The 20,580-nt window shown below is 59.7% G+C and carries 18 protein-coding genes and 5 tRNA genes; 11 read left to right on the forward strand and 12 right to left on the reverse strand.

The genetic code is table 11. The features are described from left to right. Position 1: 1 nt before the first annotated feature. From ACWFUC_RS21385 to apbC, 9 genes are all read right to left on the reverse strand, one after another. A complete protein-coding gene (locus ACWFUC_RS21385) occupies positions 2-805 on the reverse strand; it encodes an enoyl-CoA hydratase-related protein (protein ID WP_489623218.1) in 804 nt (267 codons plus the stop codon). A 326-nt stretch (positions 806-1,131) separates the two neighbouring features. Beyond that, entirely contained in the window at positions 1,132-2,544 is a 1,413-nt protein-coding gene (locus ACWFUC_RS21390; protein WP_489637325.1) for an SIR2 family protein, read from the reverse strand. 1,347 nt (positions 2,545-3,891) lie between these two features. Beyond that, positions 3,892-3,967, reverse strand: a tRNA-Glu gene (locus tag ACWFUC_RS21395). A 73-nt stretch (positions 3,968-4,040) separates the two neighbouring features. Next, positions 4,041-4,116 (reverse strand) — tRNA-Ala (locus tag ACWFUC_RS21400). 110 nt (positions 4,117-4,226) lie between these two features. Continuing rightward, positions 4,227-4,302: transfer RNA gene (locus tag ACWFUC_RS21405), tRNA-Glu, on the reverse strand. Between the two features lie 56 nt (positions 4,303-4,358). Then, a tRNA-Glu gene (locus tag ACWFUC_RS21410) sits at positions 4,359-4,434 on the reverse strand. Between the two features lie 80 nt (positions 4,435-4,514). Further along, positions 4,515-4,590 (reverse strand) — tRNA-Ala (locus ACWFUC_RS21415). A gap of 73 nt (positions 4,591-4,663) precedes the next feature. After that, positions 4,664-6,064 carry a glutamate--tRNA ligase gene (gltX, locus tag ACWFUC_RS21420; RefSeq protein WP_489623222.1) on the reverse strand — a complete coding sequence of 467 codons (1,401 nt, stop codon included), beginning with the start codon at positions 6,062-6,064 and terminating at the stop codon, positions 4,664-4,666. A 135-nt stretch (positions 6,065-6,199) separates the two neighbouring features. Continuing rightward, a complete protein-coding gene (apbC, locus tag ACWFUC_RS21425; protein ID WP_134136079.1) occupies positions 6,200-7,288 on the reverse strand; it encodes an iron-sulfur cluster carrier protein ApbC in 1,089 nt (362 codons plus the stop codon). 230 nt (positions 7,289-7,518) lie between these two features. On the opposite strand from apbC, the gene metG reads away from it, so the two are divergent. The 7 genes from metG to ACWFUC_RS21460 all read left to right on the forward strand — a co-directional run bounded on the left by metG (position 7,519) and on the right by ACWFUC_RS21460 (position 15,457). Further along, the gene (gene metG / locus ACWFUC_RS21430; protein WP_489623223.1) at positions 7,519-9,582 is read left to right on the forward strand and encodes a methionine--tRNA ligase; all 2,064 of its coding nucleotides are present in this window, start codon (positions 7,519-7,521) and stop codon (positions 9,580-9,582) included. Between the two features lie 41 nt (positions 9,583-9,623). Further along, on the forward strand, positions 9,624-10,103 hold the full coding sequence (locus ACWFUC_RS21435; protein ID WP_039784909.1) for a GNAT family N-acetyltransferase: 480 nt from the start codon (positions 9,624-9,626) through the stop codon (positions 10,101-10,103). A 222-nt stretch (positions 10,104-10,325) separates the two neighbouring features. Then, entirely contained in the window at positions 10,326-11,306 is a 981-nt protein-coding gene (locus ACWFUC_RS21440; RefSeq protein WP_489623224.1) for a sugar-binding transcriptional regulator, read from the forward strand. Positions 11,307-11,330: 24 nt separating this feature from the next. Further along, positions 11,331-12,380, forward strand: a complete 1,050-nt coding sequence (locus tag ACWFUC_RS21445) for an ABC transporter ATP-binding protein (protein ID WP_121042062.1) — start codon at positions 11,331-11,333, stop codon at positions 12,378-12,380. 54 nt (positions 12,381-12,434) lie between these two features. Continuing rightward, positions 12,435-13,727 carry an ABC transporter substrate-binding protein gene (locus ACWFUC_RS21450; RefSeq protein WP_121042064.1) on the forward strand — a complete coding sequence of 431 codons (1,293 nt, stop codon included), beginning with the start codon at positions 12,435-12,437 and terminating at the stop codon, positions 13,725-13,727. A 27-nt stretch (positions 13,728-13,754) separates the two neighbouring features. Next, positions 13,755-14,630 (forward strand): carbohydrate ABC transporter permease, encoded by an 876-nt coding sequence (locus ACWFUC_RS21455; RefSeq protein WP_489623225.1) that lies wholly within the window; start codon positions 13,755-13,757, stop codon positions 14,628-14,630. Continuing rightward, positions 14,627-15,457, forward strand: a complete 831-nt coding sequence (locus tag ACWFUC_RS21460; protein ID WP_209535709.1) for a carbohydrate ABC transporter permease — start codon at positions 14,627-14,629, stop codon at positions 15,455-15,457. The genes ACWFUC_RS21455 and ACWFUC_RS21460 overlap by 4 nt, the downstream gene beginning before the upstream one ends. 12 nt (positions 15,458-15,469) lie before the next feature. Here the strand turns inward: ACWFUC_RS21460 and bamE are convergent, their stop codons facing one another. Next, the gene (gene bamE, locus ACWFUC_RS21465; RefSeq protein ID WP_489623226.1) at positions 15,470-15,997 is read right to left on the reverse strand and encodes an outer membrane protein assembly factor BamE domain-containing protein; all 528 of its coding nucleotides are present in this window, start codon (positions 15,995-15,997) and stop codon (positions 15,470-15,472) included. A gap of 71 nt (positions 15,998-16,068) precedes the next feature. On the opposite strand from bamE, the gene ACWFUC_RS21470 reads away from it, so the two are divergent. The 4 genes from ACWFUC_RS21470 (at position 16,069) to ACWFUC_RS21485 (ending at position 19,001) form a co-directional block, all read left to right on the forward strand. Continuing rightward, a complete protein-coding gene (locus ACWFUC_RS21470) occupies positions 16,069-16,272 on the forward strand; it encodes a DUF3460 family protein (RefSeq protein ID WP_034337181.1) in 204 nt (67 codons plus the stop codon). Between the two features lie 9 nt (positions 16,273-16,281). Next, positions 16,282-17,178: a segregation and condensation protein A gene (locus ACWFUC_RS21475; protein ID WP_134222841.1), complete on the forward strand. Its 897-nt coding sequence runs from the start codon at positions 16,282-16,284 to the stop codon at positions 17,176-17,178. Positions 17,179-17,267: 89 nt separating this feature from the next. Beyond that, a complete protein-coding gene (panC, locus tag ACWFUC_RS21480; RefSeq protein ID WP_204726688.1) occupies positions 17,268-18,107 on the forward strand; it encodes a pantoate--beta-alanine ligase in 840 nt (279 codons plus the stop codon). A 3-nt stretch (positions 18,108-18,110) separates the two neighbouring features. Beyond that, positions 18,111-19,001, forward strand: a complete 891-nt coding sequence (locus ACWFUC_RS21485; RefSeq protein WP_489623227.1) for a cobalamin-binding protein — start codon at positions 18,111-18,113, stop codon at positions 18,999-19,001. Positions 19,002-19,047: 46 nt separating this feature from the next. Here the strand turns inward: ACWFUC_RS21485 and ACWFUC_RS21490 are convergent, their stop codons facing one another. After that, entirely contained in the window at positions 19,048-19,659 is a 612-nt protein-coding gene (locus ACWFUC_RS21490; protein WP_489637326.1) for a porin family protein, read from the reverse strand. Positions 19,660-20,011: 352 nt separating this feature from the next. Then, entirely contained in the window at positions 20,012-20,569 is a 558-nt protein-coding gene (locus tag ACWFUC_RS21495; protein ID WP_489623229.1) for an outer membrane beta-barrel protein, read from the reverse strand. Positions 20,570-20,580: the final 11 nt, after the last annotated feature.

Below are 20,580 nucleotides of genomic sequence, written 5' to 3' on the forward strand. Positions count from 1 at the left end.
TTTATCCTGCTGAAGATGAAGCGCGTGTCCAGGCCGGGGCGTCTTTTTCGAGGAAGGCGCGCAGGCCCTCCCGCCCTTCCGGGGAGGCGCGCAGGTCGGCGATGACGCCGGCCGTATATTCCGCCAGTTCAGGCGTGAACTGCAGCGGATTGGCGACCTGTACCAGTTGCTTGGCGGCGCGCATGGCCTGTGGTCCGTTGGCCAGCAAGGTATCGATCACTTGAAGGACCTTGGCATCCAGTTCCTGGGCCAGCACCACTTCATGCACCAGGCCGATAGCGGCGGCGCGGACGGCAGAGAAACGCTCGCCCGAGACGAAGAAGCGGCGCGCCTGCGATATGCCCATCTTGGCGATCACGTACGGGCTGATGGCCGCCGGAGCCAGGCCCAGTTTGACTTCGGAAAGCGCAAAGAAGGCCGCCTCGGAAGCCACCACGATGTCGCAGCAGGAGACCAGGCCGACACCACCACCCATGACCGCGCCCTGCACTTTGGCCACCGTCGGTGCCGGGAAGCTGTTGAGGGTTTCCATCAACAGTGCCAGCTTGCGGGCATCGCGCAGATTGTCCTCGCGCGAGGCGTCGGCCATGCGGCGCATCCAGGCCAGGTCGGCACCGGCGGAGAAGGACTTGCCGGTGGAGGCCAGCAGCAGGACGCGAGTACGCTTGTCGTCACGCGCCTCGTTGATGAGGTCGATCAGGTGGGCGATCAGTTGATCGTCGAAGGCATTGTGGACATCAGGGCGGTTGAGGGTCAGCGTGGCCAGGCCACGAGGGTCGATGTCGAGATGGGCGGCTGCGGTCATGAAGGCTCCTGCGGTGAGGTTTGCCGGGAGGATAGCGCAAAATGCCGGGGGGAAAATGTTACTGGGGAGACAAATGCACTAGGTGCCAGCAGACAAAAAAGCCCGCTTGCGCGGGCTTTCGGCTGGCTGGGTTGGCTTGGATTGCGTTCGGTGCGCGCTCAATCGTAGGCTAACGCTCGCTGCGCGAGCGAGGGATTCGCCCACGTGCCGCGGGCCCGGTTTCGCTTGCAAGCGAAACCCTTCGAATCCCCCCCGCGATGTGCTCAAGCACATCGCTAGGTGAGATAAAAACCTCACAATTTTTTGTGGCTTCATGTTTTATTGCATCACATTGCTTGCTTCATGACTTGCTCTGGATCTACCGGTTCATAGTCTAATTCGTACTCACTTCCGGTCATTAGTTTGCGTAAAAGATCAACCGCCGCATCGCTATATTTATGAAACATAGAGGTGGAAGCGTGACCCATTTTTAGTTTGATATGGTATTTCGTGTCAGTTGATTTCATATCAAAACCAGTTTCATCTTTTAGCAGAGTTATTAATTCATCTGCTTTGTGCCATGTTTTGAAACCTAATTGTTGCGCTACTCCTGTAAGCGTGTATTTGTAGCTGAGATTAACTTTTGATGGATCTGACAATGAAGTCACGCCGAATAGTTTGGCGAAAGATTCGCCAGAATCCACAGCGTGCTCAAGTTGTTCAAAATTGATTTCCACATGCTTTTTAGGAATATCCGTTCTAATCAGTTCAACTGATCTCGCCATGAGCGCACGGAGTAATTTTGTATTTATTTTCTCTAGGTTTCCTGCTTGCCCAAAAGCGTTGAAAACCCATTCAAATGATGATGCGGAGATGCTTTTTATACGAATATTTACATCGTTTGCGACCGAGATTACTTTGTCACGCGCCGGATATGACTCATCATTTATTTTTTCATTTCTCTCTAATATATAAATGTTAGGTACTAGCTGAAATTCAGCTCGCACCATTCGATCTACATCGTAAAGAATCGATTTGATATTAGGATCGTCCGCCCTATATCCAATAAAGATGAGCGGATGCTCAATGAAATATGTCAATAGCTTTGCGCTGAGGTACTTGTGGTCTTCAGAAAATCTCGTATAGTCCGCCTCACTTATCACGATTGATGACGGAACTGTTCGGCACCCGTGTATTTTGAAAATTTCACCGATTGACAGGTAGCCTTTTCGCATAATCTGTTGACTGATTACGCGCTCATAATCTGGAAAGAGCGTTTCTATTAGTTCGTCGTAATTTGTCGTGATGATCGCATGCGGGCTTATATTTTTAAGCGCTTTGATTTCCGCATCTAACTCCGGCGAACCATAAGAGCCATTTGTATCCGGGCCAATATTTTTTAAAAGTTCAGCAATTGCGTGCTTCAAGAAAATATCACTGGGTGCTTGTGTAGTGAAATATTCCTCAGGAAAGTTACTCTTTCCATCTCCCCAAGCCCATTCTCGGTAAGCGTCTGCAAAAACAGATCCGATCTTCTTAAGATCATTTCCATAAGTTTGCATGTAGTAAGCAAAATTTTTCTCAATGACAGGGCATTGATTAGCCAGCGAAGACAGGAGCTCTCGCCAGTTTGGCCCATTGGCATACCTCCTAGTAAATCCGGAGCCAATAAACAAAATTGGTTGGCACTGTGCATTCGCTAAAACATCCGCGATGTCCGCCGTAACTTCTTCTTGATATTGCTCATAATTCATCGGCATATCGCTCTCTCATGGCTAAATAGCAATAAAGAGAATTTATCAGAAGAGGTCCCTGGTCTGATAGCTGATTCGTCAGACGATAAAAAAATCTGAAAAATTTCCCTACCAGCAACGCTCCGCATTGCATCTATTTATCAAACCACAAGCTTGACTTTTTGTTCATTTTTCACTTCTAATAATTGCGCAAGTTGGCCTAGATATTTTAACGGAGGCGATGTGATATGGCTGTTTATACAATGCATAAACGTCGTGATACTCACGAATATCATTTGTTCGAAGGGGAGATGACGGAGCCTGGCAAATGCTCTGTTCCTGTTTATTCAATTTGCAAGAAGATGAAAAAGCAAGAATCGGCGCAAACTGTCTTTGCATGTCAGTCCGAGGCATATGCTCGGGCTAATGCCGCTGAGATAGGGCGTCCGGTTTGTGGTACTTGCATAAGCCACTTGTACGCTACGTATTGACCATAACGTCGTTACTATTCGGGAGCTATGATGTCAACATTCATAAAACCAGGACCAAAACCAAAACGAGAAGATGGACAAGATGATCGTAGACACCATGTAAATCCTCCCACGAAGCCCAAGCATCCGACATTACCTGTTCATAAGCCACCTGCGAAAGGAAAGTAGGGGCCAGTCCTAAAATGGCTTTGCAGGGTTTCTGCGACATAAATGCTCGGTGCACCACGTCGAGCATTTTGCATTTCAAGGCGGCATGAAACCTCTCCTAGTTTTTAATCCTTAGCGATTGGGCAACCATCTTAGATGCCTGAGCCAGATTCGGAGGCAGGATCAGGATAAGCCCCGCCCCTCGATGCAATGTTGCGGCGCTAAGGACTTGTTAGGTCTGGTTGGCATAATCTGGCCGTGTTTGCCTGCCCCCCGCGAATCGGTCCAATCCTGCGAGCCATTTTTGGACGCTTTACAAATACCGTCGATCCACCCTTAAGTAACGCTTTTGCGCCTGCCTGCACATCGTCTCGCGCTTTCTACCTGCTTCAGCTCCCTCTATATGTCCAACTGAAATCCCGTTGCCTTGCCGTAAGCCTTGCTCCACCTAACACCCCATCCACTCATCGAAAGAGTGTCAAATAAATTGGGATGGTTCACACCAAACAAAAAAGCCCGCTTGCGCGGGCTTTCGGTTGACTGGGTTGGCTTGGATCGCCTCAGGTGCGCGCTCAACATTCCTCTAACGCTCGCTGCGCGAGCGAGGGATTCGCCCACGTGCCGCGGGCCCGGTTTCGCTTGCAAGCGAAACCTTTCGAATCCCCCCCGCGATGTGCTCAAGCACATCGCTAGGTGCCACCAAACAAAAAAGCCCGCTTGCGCGGGCTTTTTTATTTGGCGTCCCCTGGGGGATTCGAACCCCCGTACTCACCGTGAAAGGGTGATGTCCTAGGCCTCTAGACGAAGGGGACAAAACGGTCACAACTACAACATTCCTCGAATCAGCTCTTCCGCCAATTCACCCCACATTTCCATGCGGGTCGCTGGTGGAGGTAAGCGGGATCGAACCGCTGACCTCTTGCATGCCATGCAAGCGCTCTCCCAGCTGAGCTATACCCCCTGCGAAAGGAAAAGTCCCAAACTCCGGACTATCCAACCTCAAGGTAGCCTGATCAATCAGACTACTTCAACTTTCCAACAATCCGGCGGCAACCGGACTGCCTCACAACCTGGCGTCCCCTGGGGGATTCGAACCCCCGTACTCACCGTGAAAGGGTGATGTCCTAGGCCTCTAGACGAAGGGGACACTGTACCGCTACATACCTGCGCTGCCTGCTGGGTGACAGCGCAGATATCAAAATCTGGCGTCCCCTGGGGGATTCGAACCCCCGTACTCACCGTGAAAGGGTGATGTCCTAGGCCTCTAGACGAAGGGGACAAGCAGGTACTTCACATTACTTCTTACTTCTACACTTCAAGCTTCACCTGAAATATCACCGCCAAACATCTGCGGGTCGCTGGTGGAGGTAAGCGGGATCGAACCGCTGACCTCTTGCATGCCATGCAAGCGCTCTCCCAGCTGAGCTATACCCCCGTTGCGAAGAAGCGAGATTATGCAATACCTCTTTTCAAAAGACAACAGCTTTTTGAAAAATAATTTCTTTTTTTCAAAGATATGCCGCCAAGCGTGCCTCTACAGCCTCACGGCCAAACAATTGCAGCACGGCGTCAATGGCCGGCGTCTGCAATTGCCCCGCCACGATCAAACGCAACGGCATCGCCAGCTGTGGCATCTTGATGCCGTGCGCAGCCAGCACTTCCTTGATCATCGGCGCAATCGCTTCCTTGCTCCACTCCACCGTCGCCACGCGCTGGGCAAAGTCAGCCAGCGCCGGCTTGATCGCCTCGGTAATGTGCTGGGCCACCAGGGCCGCATCCGGGGCCGGCTGGCGATAGAACATCAGCGCCGCAGCCGCAATCTCGTTGACGGTATTGGCGCGATCCTTCAGCAGAGCAATCACGGCCGCCAGATCAGGCGCACCTTCGAATACCGCACCCTGTGCCTGCAGCAGCGGGCGGACCAGATCCGCCAGGCGAGCGTTGTCGGCCAGCTTGATGTAGTGGTTGTTGAGCCAGTTCAGCTTTTCCGGATTGAATTGCGCCGGCGCCTTGGTCAGGTGATCCAGGTCGAACCATTCGCAGAACTGCTGCATCGAGAAAATCTCGTCGTCACCATGGCTCCAGCCCAGGCGCGCCAGATAGTTCAGCATGGCCTCAGGCAGATAGCCCTGGGCCGGGTAATCCATCACGCTCACCGCACCGTGGCGCTTGGACAGCTTTTCGCCATCCGCCCCCAGGATCATCGGCACGTGGCCATACTCGGGCAGCGTGCCGCCCAGAGCCTTCAGGATATTGATCTGGCGCGGCGTATTGTTCACATGGTCGTCGCCACGGATGACGTGGGTGATCTTCATGTCCCAATCATCCACCACAACACAGAAGTTGTAGGTCGGCGTGCCGTCCGGACGGGCGATCACCAAGTCGTCCAGCTCACGGTTGGAGATGGTGATGGGGCCCTTGACCACATCATTCCAGCTCACCTCGCCGTCTTGCGGATTCTTGAAACGCACCACCGGCTTGCGCCCTTCAGGGATCGCCGGCAAGGTCTTGCCCGGCTCGGGACGCCAAGTGCCGTCGTAGCGCGGCTTCTCGCCGGCCGCACGCTGGCGCTCGCGCATGGCTTCCACTTCTTCCGGGGTGCAGTAGCAGTAGTAGGCCGTACCCTGCTTCAGCATCTGGGCGATCACTTCGCGATAGCGATCCATGCGCTTCATCTGGTAGAACGGACCTTCGTCATGCTCCAGCCCCAGCCACTGCATGCCCTCGATGATGGCCTGCACCGCTTCCGGGGTGGAACGCTCAACGTCGGTATCTTCGATGCGCAGCACGAAAGTGCCGCCGAAGCGACGGGCATAGGCCCAGGAGAACAGCGCCGTGCGGGCACCGCCCAGGTGCAGGTAGCCGGTGGGGCTGGGAGCGAAACGGGTACGAACTTGAGTGGCAGTCATGATAGCGAGTAAAAATCAGGCCGGTCCTGGAATGCCAGGGCCGGCCATCGGTCAAGCAAAGGAATTCGGAAAGGCGTCATTTTAACGCCTTTGCAGGGCGGCACGCCATGCCGGCTGGCCGCCCCGGGGCGGACATCAGTCGTTCTGCACCACGATGCTGGGGAACTTGCTGGTCATGTCGCGCGCCTTCTCGGCCACCTTCACGGCCACCTTGCGGGCGATGGCCTTGTAGATCTCGGCGACCTTGCCATCCGGATCGGCCACTACGGTAGGCTTGCCGGAATCGGTCTGCTGGCGGATCTCCATGGTCAGCGGCAAGGCCCCCAGGAAGTCCACGCCGAAGTCCGCACACATCTTCTCGCCACCGCCCACGCCAAAGATGGGCTCGGCATGGCCGCAGTTGGAACAGACGTGCATGCTCATGTTTTCCACGATCCCCAGGATGGGGATGCCAACCTTCTCGAACATGCGCAAACCCTTGCGGGCATCCAGCAGAGCGATGTCCTGCGGGGTGGTGACGATGACCGCACCGGTGACCGGCACCTTCTGCGACAAGGTCAGCTGCACATCGCCAGTGCCCGGCGGCATGTCGACGATCAGGTAATCCAGGTCGCGCCAGTTGGTCTGGTCCAGCAATTGCTGCAGGGCTTGCGTGACGATGGGGCCGCGCCAGACCATGGGCTCGTCCGGATCGATCATGAAACCGATGGACGAGACCTGCAGGCCGTGGTTTTCCAGCGGCTCCATGGTCTTGCCATCCTTGGTCTCGGGCTGGCCGGAGATGCCCATCATCATGGGCTGCGAAGGACCATAGATATCGGCATCCAGGATACCCACGCGCGCGCCCTCGGCCGACAGCGCCAGCGCCAGGTTGACCGCCGTGGTGGACTTGCCCACCCCGCCCTTGCCCGAGGCCACGGCGATGATGTTCTTGACGTTGCTCTTGAGCTTGATGCCGCGCTGCACCGCGTGCGCCACGATCTTGAAGTAGACGTTGGCCTCGACTGCGGTCACGCCCGGCAGCTTGCCCAGCGCCTCTTCGACCAGCTGGCGGATAGGTGCAATCTGGCTGGCCGCCGGATAGCCCAGCTCCACATCCAGCAGCACGCGGCCAGCCTCGACGCGGATGTTGCGGGCTTCCTTGCCACGGATCATGTCCTTGCCGGTATTGGGGTCGATCACCTGCAACAGGGCCGCCTTGATCTCTTCCACGGTAATGCTCATTGGTTCTCCTTGCTCAGAACCCGCAAGTCTAAACCAATCGCGCCAGGGCCGCCCTGTGCGGCAATCAAACCACCCTTGCACAAAGCTTCACTTTGATTGCAATGGAGCAACTACTGCGCCCAAGGCCCTCTGACTGATAGAATGCCCCTCTTTCATGGCAGTTTTCTTGCAGCTTTCTTGCTTTTTCGGCGCGCACGCGCCTTAACCTACTTGCATCGTCCGTATCGCCAATGAGCACTTCCGCACCTCGCCAACTCTTCGTCACGACCGCACTCCCCTACGCCAACGGCGCTTTCCACATCGGCCACATCATGGAATACATCCAGGCCGATATCTGGGTCCGGTTCCAGCGAATGCAGGGCAATGAGGTGCACTTCGTCGGTGCCGACGACGCCCACGGCGCGCCCATCATGATCGCCGCCGAAAAGGCCAACATCACGCCACAGCAGTTCGTGGCCAACATCGCCGCCGGCCGCAAGCAGTACCTGGATGGCTTCCACATCGCCTTCGACAACTGGAGCTCCACCGACAGCCCCGAGAACCACGAACTGTCCCAGGAGATCTACCGCGCCCTGCGCGACGAGGCCAAGCTGATCTCCACCAAGACCATCGACCAGTTCTACGATCCGGTGAAGAACATGTTCCTGCCGGACCGTTACATCAAGGGCGAATGCCCCAAGTGCGGCACCAAGGACCAGTACGGCGACTCCTGCGAGAACTGCAGCGCGGTCTATTCGCCGACCGACCTGAAGAATCCTTACTCGACCCTCTCGGGCGCAACCCCGGTGATGAAGTCGTCTGAACATTTCTTCTTCAAGCTCTCGGATCCGAAGTGCGTGGCCTTCCTGCGCGAATGGGCACTGGACAGCAACCGCCTGCAACCGGAAGTGGCCAACAAGGCCCGCGAATGGCTGGACGGCGAAGGCGGCCTGGGCGACTGGGACATCAGCCGCGACGCGCCCTACTTCGGCATCGAGATCCCGGACGCACCGGGCAAGTACTTCTACGTCTGGCTGGACGCGCCCATCGGCTACCTGGCTTCGCTGAAGAATTACTTCGTCAAGACCGGCCGCGACTTCGACGCCTTCATGGCCGATGACAAGACCGAGCAGTATCACTTCATCGGCAAGGACATCACCTACTTCCACACCCTGTTCTGGCCCGCCATGCTCAAGTTCGCCGGCCGCAAGACGCCGACCAACGTGTTCGCGCACGGCTTCATCACGGTCAGCGGCGAGAAGATGTCCAAGTCGCGCGGCACCGGCATCTCGCCGCTGCGCTACCTGGATATCGGCATGAACCCGGAATGGCTGCGCTACTACATCGCCGCCAAGTTGAATGCCAAGGTGGAAGACGTGGACTTCAACCCGGACGACTTCGTCGCCCGCGTCAACGCCGACCTGATCGGCAAGTACGTCAACATCGCCAGCCGCGCTGCCGGTTTCATCGCCAAGCGCTTCGAAGGTCGTGTTTCCACCCAGTGGGCCACCGCTGACGATGCCTTCCTGGTCAAGCTGCGAGGCGTGGCTGAAGAGATCCGCAGCCTCTACGAGCAGCGCGAATACGGCAAGGCCCTGCGCCTGGTGATGGAGCAAGCCGACGCCATCAACGCCTACGTGGACGCCAACAAGCCCTGGGAACTGGCCAAGGACAGCAGCAAGGATGCGCAACTGCACGAAGTCTGCAGTCGCCTGCTGGAAGCCTTCCGCATCCTGACCGTCTACCTCAAGCCGGTGCTGCCGCAACTGGCCGCCCAGGTGGAAGCCTTCCTGCAGGTCCAGCCCTTCCAGTGGAGCGATGTGGCCGTGCCGCTGGCCGATGGCCACGTCATCAATGCCTATTCGCACCTGATGCAGCGCGTCGATCCCAAGATGCTGGATGCCCTGTTCGAAGCGCCGGAAGCGCCTGCAGCCGCACCCGCAGCGGCAGAAAGCGCCATCGAAGAGCTGGCGCCGGAAATCTCCATCGATGACTTCGCCAAGGTCGACCTGCGCATCGCCAAGATCGTCAACTGCGAAGCGGTGGAAGGCTCCACCAAGCTGCTGCGCCTGACCCTGGATGTCGGTGAAGGCCGCACCCGCAATGTCTTCTCGGGCATCGCCTCGGCCTACAAGCCGGAAGAACTGGTCGGCAAGCTGACCGTGATGGTGGCCAACCTGGCGCCGCGCAAGATGAAGTTCGGGGTCTCCGAGGGCATGGTGCTGGCCGCCTCCGCCAAGGACGAGAAAGCCAATCCGGGCATCTATGTGCTCAACCCCTGGCCGGGTGCCGAGCCGGGCATGCGCGTGCGCTGAGGCATTCGCCGCCGATTGCCTGTGCAGGAGGAAAGAACGTCATGAACCTGGTGATACGTGAAGCCACCTCGGAAGATGCCAGTCTGATCGCCGAACTGACCCGTCACAGCTGGGCCAACAAGGTTGCGCCCAGTTCCTCGGGCCATCGCGAGGCACCCGACCATGTGCAGGAAGACCTGCAGCATGGCGGTGCCTTCATCCTGCTCAGTGGCGAGACGCCCGCCGGTTCGGTGCGCTGGCTGCCTCTGGACACCGAAAGCGATGTCTGGGAAATCCGCCGCATGGGCATCGCCCCGGCGTTCCGGGGTGAACGCCTGTCCCAGCACCTGATGGAAGCCCTGATCCATCGTGCCCAGTCAGCCGATGTGCGCGAATTGCGGCTGGCGGTACGCACCGATCAGGTGCAGTTGGTAGACCTGTATGCCGCCTTCGGCTTCGAGATCGCGCCGGAACTGGAATACACCCGCGCCAATCCGCAGGAAGCCCCGCCCATCGTGATGCGGCGCGTGATGCGGCACTGATGTTTCTCGTCCTGTGATCCCTCTTGAAAGCGACGCCTGGTGCGTCGCTTTTCTTTTGCCTCCCCGCCATCCCGGCAAATTGGAACGTTTGTTCATCAAGCGGTAACAATCGCTCGCTACCATCGTGAAAACGTTGTCAGGAGGCCCAGTCCGCCTGGACTGCCGGGGGGCAGTCCGAGGGCATGCGCCAAAAGTTCACATTCACTGGTAAGCACAACAACAATGGCCCAAGGGGATAGACAGGAAACTGCCTACATGGCGGTCCGCGTAGCGCGGCTCTACTACTTCCAGAACATGACCACCGCCGCGATTGCCAGCGAAATCGGTACTTCGCGCGCGACCGTCTCACGCCTGCTGTCCTTCGCACTGGACCGTGGCCTGGTGGAAATCCGCGTACACGATCCGCAGCAGGTCTCCGGCAGCCTGGAAGCGGCCATCGCCCATCACTATCGGCTGCGGTCGATCCAGGTGGTGCCGGTGGCGGCGGCAGCTACCGACAAGGAAACCCTGCAGCGGGTCACCTGCCACGCTGCTGCCTACGTCAATTCCCTGGTCACGCCGGGCACCGTCATCGGCCTGGCCTGGGGCACGACCGTGGCACAGATCGCCGACCAGTTGCTGCCGCGCCATGTGCATGACGTGGACGTGGTCGCCTTGAATGGCTCCGGCAGCGGTGCCAGCTTCATCAACAGCTTCAGCGAATCCATCGTCTCGCGCTTTGCGCAGAACTATGGTGCGCGCGCCCATCACCTGCCGGTGCCGGCCTTTTTCGACTATCCCGAAACGCGCACGGCTTTATGGCGAGAAAAGAGCATCAAGGCCATCCGCGACCTGCAGGAACGCGCCTCCATCCTGCTGTTCTCCATCGGGGCGGAGGCCACCGGCAGCTATATCCATACCGCTGGCTATCTGGGTGAAGAAGAACGCCAGATCCTGCGCGACGAAGGCCTGGTCGGCGACATCGCCACGGTTTTCTTCCGCGCCGATGGTTCCTGGCGCGATGTGGCCTTCAATGCCCGCAACAGCGGCCCGGACATGGAATGCTTTGCGCGCGCCGCGCATTCGCTGTGCGTGGTCTCCGGCACCGGCAAGCTGCCGGGCCTCAAAGCTGCATTGCGCGGCGGCTTCATCAACGAACTGATCATCGACGAACCGAGCGCGCGCCTGCTGGTGGAGCAGATCCGCAGCGGCGCGGCGGCGTGATCACATCTCCACGAGGAAACCAGCATGGCAGCCATCTCCTTGCAGGGCGTCTGCAAGCACTGGGGTCAAGCCCAGGCGGTGAGCAACATCGATTTCGAGGTCAAATCGGGACAATTCACCGTCCTGCTGGGGCCTTCCGGCTGCGGCAAGTCGACCACCCTGCGCCTGATCGCAGGACTGGACAAACCCACTTCCGGCAGCATCCACATCGGCGGCCGCGATGTCACGCAACTGCCCCCGGCGCAGCGCAAGATTTCCATGGTGTTCCAGTCGTATGCGCTGTTCCCGCACCTGAGCGTGCGCGACAACATTCTCTTCGGCGTGCGCGTGCGCAAGGAGCCGCGTGCAGGCCATGCGTCGCGCCTGCAGCGCGTGGCCGACATTCTCGGCCTGTCGCACCTGCTGGAGCGCCGCCCGGCGCAGCTCTCCGGCGGCCAGCAGCAGCGCGTGGCGCTGGGCCGCGCCATCATCGCCGATGCGCCGGTGTGCCTGATGGATGAACCGCTCTCCAACCTCGATGCGCAGCTGCGCCAGGAAATGCGCCGCGAGATCCGCGCCCTGCAGCAGCAGCTGAACATGACCATGGTCTACGTCACCCATGACCAGACCGAAGCCATGAGCATGGCCGACCAGGTGATCCTGCTGCGCGAAGGCCGCATCGAACAGGACGCAGCGCCCGCCGATCTCTACGCCCAGCCGGCCACGGCCTTTGCCGCCCGCTTCATCGGCACGCCGCCGATGAACCTGCTGCCCCTGCAAGCGCATGCGCAAGGCCTGGCCATTGTCGGCAGCGACGTGGTGCTGCACGAGCTCGGCCAAATACCCCTGCAACTCGGGCTGCGCCCTGAACACATCCGCCTGGCAGCGGCCAGCGAGGCCACTGCGTCCGCCCAGGTGGAAACGGTCGAATACTTCGGTGCCGACACCATCATCGGCGCGCGCATCGGCAGCGCCTCGCTGCTGGTGCGCGCGCCCGGACAACACCGGTTCAACGCGGGCGAAACGGTTCACCTGGCCTGGGATGCCCGCGACCAGTATTTCTTCGAACAGGAGAGCGGCCTGCGCCGGTCCTGATCCGTAAAACGATTTCCGCAGCAAGCCAACCCATCCACCTCATGGAGATGCATCATGCGTAGAACCTTCCTCAAGTCCCTGGCCGCCCTGGCTGTCTCAGCCGCTTTCTGTGCGCCGGTGCTGGCCGCCAATCCGGTCGAGATCAGCTTCTATTACCCGGTCGCCGTGGGCGGTGCGGTCACCAAGACCATCGACAGCATGGTGGCCGATTTCGAGAAGGCCAATCCCGACATCAAGGTCAAGGCCATCTATGCCGGCACCTACCAGGAAAGCATCGTCAAGGCACTGACCGCCTTCAAGGGGGGCACCCCGCCGACCCTGGCCGTGCTGCTCTCGACCGATCTCTTCACCCTGATCGACGAGAACGCCATCGTCCCCATCGACAGCCTGGCCAGCAGCGCCGAAGACAAGAAGTGGATCGACGGCTTCTACAAGGGCTTCATGGAAAACAGCCAGACCGAAGGCAAGACCTGGGGCATTCCCTTCCAGCGCTCGACCATCGTGATGTACTACAACAAGAACCTGTTCAAGGAAGCCGGCCTAAACCCCGACAAGGCCCCGGCCAACTGGAACGAGATGGTGGAAGCCGCCAAGAAGCTGACCAAGCGCGATGCCGCCGGCAACGTCAGCCAGTGGGGTGTGAAGATTCCTTCCACCGGCTTCGGCTACTGGATGTTCCAGGCCATGACCGCTTCCAATGACACGATCCTCATGAACAGCGCCGGCACCAAGACCTACTTCGACAAGCCGGGCGCCGTGCAGGCCCTGCAGCACTGGGTCGACCTGACCACAAAAGACAAGGTGATGCCGGCCGGTTCCATCGAATGGGGCACCACGCCCAAGGACTTCCTGGAGCAGAAGGCTGCCATGGTCTGGACCACCACCGGCAACCTGACCAACATCCGCACCAACGCCAGCTTCCCCTTCGGCGTGGCCATGCTGCCCGGCATCAAGCATCCGGGCAGCCCCACCGGCGGCGGCAACTTCTACGTCTTCAACAAGACTTCGCCGGCCGAGCAGCAGGCCGCCATGAAGTTCATCCGCTTCGCCACCGAGCCGGCACGCGCGGCACAGTGGTCCATTGCCACCGGCTATGTGGCCCCGCGCCAGGATGCCTGGGATACCCCGGAAATGAAGAAATATTTGCAGGACGTCCCGGCCGCCGACGTGGCGCGCGAGCAGATGAAGTATGGCGTGGCTGAACTGTCTACCCACGACAACCAGCGTGTGACCAAGGCCTTGAACGACAACCTGCAGGCAGCGCTGTCCGGCACCAAGACCCCGGAGGCTGCCCTGAAGGATGCCCAGCGCGAAGCCGAGCGCATCCTGCGCGCCTACGGCCGCTAAGCGCGGTCCGTTGCACAAGGCCTGCCGATGAAACGCCTGCCCTCCTCCGTGCTGCCCTGGCTGCTGCTGTCACCGGCCATGGTGCTGCTGATCGCCTTCACGCACTATCCGGCGCTGGCCACGCTCTGGCACAGCTTCTTCTCCACGCCCAAGGGAGCCCGCCCGTCGGTCTTCGTCGGGCTGGAGAATTACCGGCTGATGGCGGAGGATCCGGTGTTCTGGCAGGCCCTGTGCAACAACCTCTGGTTCGCCCTCGGCACCATTCCGCTGGCCATCGCCCTGGCCATCCTGATGGCGTTGTGGGTCAACGAGAAACTGGCCGGGCGCGGCATACTGCGCCTGGCCTATTTCACCCCGACGGTGCTGCCGATGATCGCGGTGGCCAATATCTGGCTGTTCTTCTATACGCCGCAATATGGCTTGCTGGAGCAGATCACCGGCGCGCTGGGCCTGCCCTCGCACAACTGGCTGGGCAATCCGCAGACCGTGCTGGGTGCGCTGATGGTGGTGGCAGTGTGGAAGGAGGCGGGATTCTTCATGATCTTCTACCTGGCCGCCCTGCAGCAGATTTCGCCGGTGCTGGCCGAAGCCGCCGCACTCGAAGGGGCGTCGCGCTGGCAATACTTCTGGCGCGTGCAGTTCCCGCTGCTCATGCCCACCACGCTGTTCGTGCTGATCAATGCGCTCATCAACGCCTTCCGCCTGGTGGACCACATCGTGGTGATGACCAAGGGCGGGCCGGACAATGCCAGCTCCCTGCTGCTGTACTACATCTATGAAGTTGGCTTCGCCTTCTGGGATTCTTCCTACGCCGCAGCCCTGACGGTAGTGCTGCTGGCCCTGCTGGGACTGATTGCGCTGGTGAAGTTTCGTGTACTTGACCGCAGGACCCACTATCAATGATCGCGCCTACCTCACCCTTCGCTGAGCGCCATCGCGCGCTGGAAACCGTCTCTGCCTGGGTGCTGGCGCTGCTGTGGCTGCTGCCGCTGCTGTATGCGCTGTGGACGGCCTTCCATCCGGCCGCCTACGCCACCCGCTTCGTGCCGGATGCGCCGCTGACGCTGCAGAATTTTGCCAACGCCTGGCATGCCGCGCCGTTTCCACGCTATTTCCTCAACACCTTCCTGCTGGTGACGATGATCCTGGCGGCGCAGCTGGTGCTGGCCACGCTGGCCGCGTATGCGTTTGCCCGCTTCACTTTTCGGGGCAGCAATGTGATGTTCATGCTGGTACTGCTGCAACTGATGGTGATGCCCGACATCCTGATCGTGGAGAACTACCAGACCATGAACCTGCTGGGTCTGCGCGACACCATCCTCTCGATTGGCTTGCCCTACTTCGCCTCGGCGTTCGGCATCTTCCTGCTGCGCCAGACCTTCAAGACGGTGCCTCGCGAGCTGGATGAAGCGGCAACCGTGGAAGGCGCCTCGGCCTGGCAGATCCTGATGCAGGTCTATGTGCCGCTGGCCAAGCCGATCTATATCGCCTTCGGGCTGGTCTCGGTCAGTACCCACTGGAACAACTTCCTGTGGCCGCTGATCGTGACCAATTCAGTGGAATCGCGCCCGCTGACGGTGGGGCTGCAGGTGTTCTCCTCCACCGACCAGGGGGTGGACTGGTCCATCATCACGGCGGCCACGCTGATGACTTCTGCGCCTTTGCTCCTGGCGTTCCTGCTGTTCCAGCGGCAGTTCGTGCAGTCGTTCATGCGGGCGGGGATACGCTGAACCCGCAGCGCTTCAGTGGCCCGAGATTTCAGAAATCGAGGTGCGCACGACCTGCTTGGTGGTGATGTCGAAATGCACGTTGAAGAGCCGGTCCTCGTGCACGTAGTGATACTTCCAGTCCCACACTTCCTCGTTCTTGCGGGTGAACTGCACCACGCTGCGCGGCCGGCCGAATTCGCGGCGGATCTGCTCAGTTGTCATACCCGGACGGATGGTGTCGAAATGTTCCTGCGTCAGCACCTGCGTGTAGTCGATCAGCGTGCCGGAGGCCCCGATACGGAACATCCAGGTCCGGATGCCTTCCGGTCCCTTGGGGTATTCCAGGGTTTTGGCCCCGCCACCGTCTTCCCAGACGGTATCGGGCTGGCCCATTACGCCGCGCACGTCGGCTTCGCTGGAAACACCCTTTTGCAACTTGTCCAAACCGAACTCCTCGATGGGATTGCCGTTGCGGTCGCAGCCAAACATGGCCAGAGCGACAAGCAAAGCGCCGAAATGACCGGCGTGGCGACGCAGGCGGGTGAAGATGGGTTCACGCATAGGTAATTGATTATCCCTGATGAAGACAAGGTAAAATACGGCTTCTGTGTAACATTTGGCCTGAAAATATCATGCTCTTCGGAAAAAAGACCACCTACGTATCTGAAATCACCCAGTTCATCGACGAACTGAAGACGAAGAACCCGAAGCTGGAAGAGTCCCAACGCGCCGGCCGCGCCCTGCTGTGGGACAAGGAACCGCTGGACCTGGACAAGTCCGCCCGTGACAAGGCTTCGCGCGTGGCCCAGCAGCCCTACGTTTACCAGAGCCACTAAGCTGTTCGCATGACGGTTCAAGCAGGTGGCCTGGACCCCGCCGGCCAGCCCGGCGCGGAACCCAGCGCCGACGCCATCGACATCACCCCCGCAGGCCAGCAGGACACCACGCCCGACGTGATCGACGGCGTGGCATTGGCACGCCTGTACGGAGAACCGCTGTTCCAGCTGCCCAATGACCTCTACATCCCGCCGGATGCGCTGGAAGTCTTCCTGGAAGCCTTCCAGGGTCCGCTGGACCTGCTGCTGTACCTGATTCGCAAGCAGAACTTCAACATCCTCGACATTCCGCTGGCGCAAGTCACCGCGCAATACCTGGAATACGTCGAGCAGATCCGCAAGCAGAACCTGGAACTGGCCGCCGAGTACCTGCTGATGGCCGCCATGCTCATCGAGATCAAGTCGCGCATGCTGCTGCCGGCCAAGAAGGCCGAGCCCGGCGAGGAGCCGGAAGATCCGCGCGCCGAGCTGGTGCGCCGCCTGCTGGAATATGAACAGATCAAGCTGGCCGCCCAGGAGCTGGACCAGCTGCCGCAAGTCGGCCGCGACTACGTGCGCACCCAGGTCCACATCGAGCAGACCGTGGTCACGCGCTGGCCCGAGGTCGACATCGACGACCTCAAGGCGGTCTGGGCCGATATCCTCAAGCGCGCCAAGCTGACCCAGCATCACCACATCAGCCGCGAAGAACTGTCGGTGCGCGAGCACATGACGGGCATCTTGCGGCGTTTGCAGTCGGCGCGTTTCGTCGAGTTCTCGGACCTCTTCGATCCCTCGCGCGGGGTGCCGGTGGTGGTGGTCAACTTCATCGCCCTGCTCGAACTGGCCAAGGAAACGCTCATCGAAATCACCCAGGCCGAAGCCTTCGCGCCCATCTATGTCAGACTGTCGTACTCGCCCAGCTGAGCGGGCGCAGCCGACCGGCAACCGGGGCCGGGCTGCGCAGGCTTGAGCGACAAGCCACGCGACGGTCCGCCCGCAACCAGAGAATCCGCATGAAAATCATTTCCTCCATCGAAGAACTCCGCGACCACCTGCGCGGCCAGTTGCGCACCGCCTTCGTGGCGACCATGGGCAACCTGCACGAAGGCCATCTGTCCCTGATGCGCCTGGCGCGCACCCACGGCGACCCGGTGGTGGCCTCGATCTTCGTGAACCGCCTGCAGTTCGGCCCCAACGAGGACTTCGACAAATATCCCCGCACCTTCCAGGCCGACGTCGAGAAGCTCGAAAAGGAAGGCGTCTACGTCCTCTTCGCCCCCACCGAAAAGGATATGTACCCGGAACCGCAGGAATACCGCGTGCAGCCGCCCAATGACCTGGGCAACATCCTGGAAGGTGAATTCCGTCCCGGCTTCTTCACCGGGGTCTCCACCGTGGTGATGAAATTGTTTTCCTGCGTGCAGCCGCGCGTCGCCGTCTTCGGCAAGAAGGATTACCAGCAGTTGATGATCGTGCGCAACATGGCGCGCCAGTTCGCCCTGCCGACCGAAATCGTGGGCGCCGAAACCTACCGCGCCGACGACGGCCTGGCCCTGTCCTCGCGCAACGGCTACCTGTCGGCCGAAGAACGCGCCGAAGCGCCGCTGCTCTACAAGGTGCTCAACGACGTCGCCAACGAAGTGCGCGGCGGCCAGCACAACGTCGCCCTGGTCGAGCAACTGGCCATGGAACGCCTGGCCGGCCGTGGCTGGAAGCCGGACTACGTGGCCGTGCGCAAGCGCATCGACTTGCAGCCGCCTTCAGCAGCCGACATGGAACAAGGGGCGCCGCTGGTCGTGCTGTCTGCCGCCAAGCTGGGTGCCACGCGCCTGATCGACAACCTGGAAATCTGATCCATGCGTGCGCTGGCGGCCTGGCTGCTCTCCCTTACCGGATTGCTGGCGGCCGGCGCGGCTCACGCCAGCATCACCGTCCAGGATGACCTGGGCCAGAACGTCACCCTGCCCCAACCGGCGCGGCGCATCGTCAGCCTGGCGCCGCATGTCACCGAACTGCTGTACGCCGCTGGCGCCGGCGAGCAGATCGTCGGTGTCAGCAATCACAGCGACTATCCCCCGCAAGCTGCCCGGCTGCCCAACCTGGGCGGCTACAACGCGCTCGACCTGGAGCGCATCGCCAGCCTCAAGCCCGATCTGGTCGTGGCCTGGCACAGCGGCAACAAACCCCTGCAACTGGTGCGCCTGCGCAGCTTGGGCATTCCCGTCTTCGAGAGCCAGCCGGCCGATTTCGGCATGATCGCTACTTCGCTGGAACGACTGGGCCAGTTGGCCGGTTCCGAGGCCACCGCCCAAGCGGCGGCGACTGCCTTCCGTGCGCGTTGGCAGCAGCTGGAAGCGCAATATCGCGGCCGTACGCCGGTGAGCGTGTTCTATCAGATCTGGAGCCAGCCTCTGATGACGCTCAACGGCCAGCACATGGTGTCGTCGGTGCTGCGCCTGTGCGGCGGGCGCAACATCTTCGCCGATCTGCCGCAACTGGCACCCACGGTCAGTGTGGAAGCGGTACTGGCAGCAGACCCTCAAGTGATTCTCACGGCAGGCGATGCGCGCGACCAGCCGCTGGAGCGCTGGAAGGCCTTTCCCCGCCTGCGAGCCGTGCGCGACGGGCAGCTCCATACCGTCAATGCGGATTGGCTGAACCGCGCCGGGCCACGGGTGCTGGAGGCGGCGCAGGAAGTGTGCGGGAAGCTGGATCAGGCACGGCAAGCAACAACAAGCGCTCAATAAAAACATCCCTCACGAGGAGGGATGTGCGGCTTCAGACTGAAGGTATTCAGAAGCGATATTTCAGGCCCAGGCTGAACAGATTGACGTCAGCATGGGAATTGCCGCCCAGGCTCTGATAGCGGGTATAACCGCCGTTGAGGCTGACACTTTTGGTCACATCATACTCATAGCCCAGCCCCAACAGATAGCCGGCTCCCGATTCGCTTGCACGGGTATGGCTGACCGATGACGTGTAGCCATCATTGAATTCATATGACCCGTTCTCAGTCAGCGTTGCCAGGGTAAGCCCGCCCTTGAGATACACGCCTGGCAATCCACCGGTGAATTTATAGGTCGCCAGCAGATCGAAGCCCTTCACACCGCCGCTGGAAAAATCCCGGGAAAATCGGTCGCGATATTCCAGCGTTGCATCCCCGATCCGGAAATAACCAGCCTCCACCGAAAAATTGGGATTGAACTGATATCCGACGCCCAGTCGTACCAGGCCGGCATCATTGTTCTCGCGGACATCACGGTCGCGTTCGATATCGGTATCGTAAGTGGCGGCCCCGCCTTCCAAGCCCACATAGAATCCCCGCTCGGCCTTGACCGCCTGCGCCGATGCAGCGGTAGCCACCAGCAGCATCATCCCGGACACCAGCAATTTGATTTTGCTCATCATTACCCCGACAAAGTAAGTGCATGTTTGACAGATCCGCAACGGCACCAGACCGGCGCGGAGATTGCCATCCGATCCAGAAAGAGGAACCGGAAAGCCGGCGCGATATTAATGAGCAACAAGGCTGTCATGGCTGTCTGACACCAAAGTTCAACTGCTTTGTCGACGGAGTTCGATGTCACTCCAAAAGCTTTTCGGGAATGGAAGAAAGTTTGGCGCTGCCCTTGATGGGATCATCAGGGAAAGCCTGCTAGACCAGCAGCGAGAAGACAAATCGTCAGTGGATCGCGCGAACGAAAAAAATCCCTCCACCAGGGAGGGATTTCAAGACCCGCAAAACTGCAGGTAAAGCTTAGAACTTGTACTTCACGCCAGCCGAGTACAGATTCATCTTGTTGTCGCTTTCGCCACCCAGCTTTTCGAAGCGGGTGTAGCCAACGTTGATGCCAACGTTCTTCGCCACGGCGAACTCATAGCCCAGGCCGTACAGGTAACCGGTACCGGTTTGCGAGAAGGAGCTCGTGCCGGACGGCTGGCTCAGTTCCAGGGAAACCTTGGAGCGGGTCGCACCCGCCTTCAGATACAGGCCCGGCACGAATTCGGTGAACTTGTAGATCACGGACAGATCGGCGCCCTTGACGTCAGCCTTGACGTTGTAACGCACGGTACCGGTGCGGTTGGTACCGTCTTGCTTGAAGTCGTCGGTGGCGAAGTAACCCAGTTCGATCGCGAAGTTCTTGTTGATCTGATAACCAACCAGGGCGCGCAGGGCACCGGTTTCGTTGGTTTCGGAGGTCTTCACGCCGTTGGTCGGGGTAGCGATGCTGCTGATGGTGGCGACGCCGCCTTCCAGGCCGATGTACACGCCGCTGTCAACGGTCTGCGCTGCCACCGAACCGGCGGCCATCATTGCTGCGATTG

The organism is Herbaspirillum sp. Her4, from assembly GCF_057961335.1.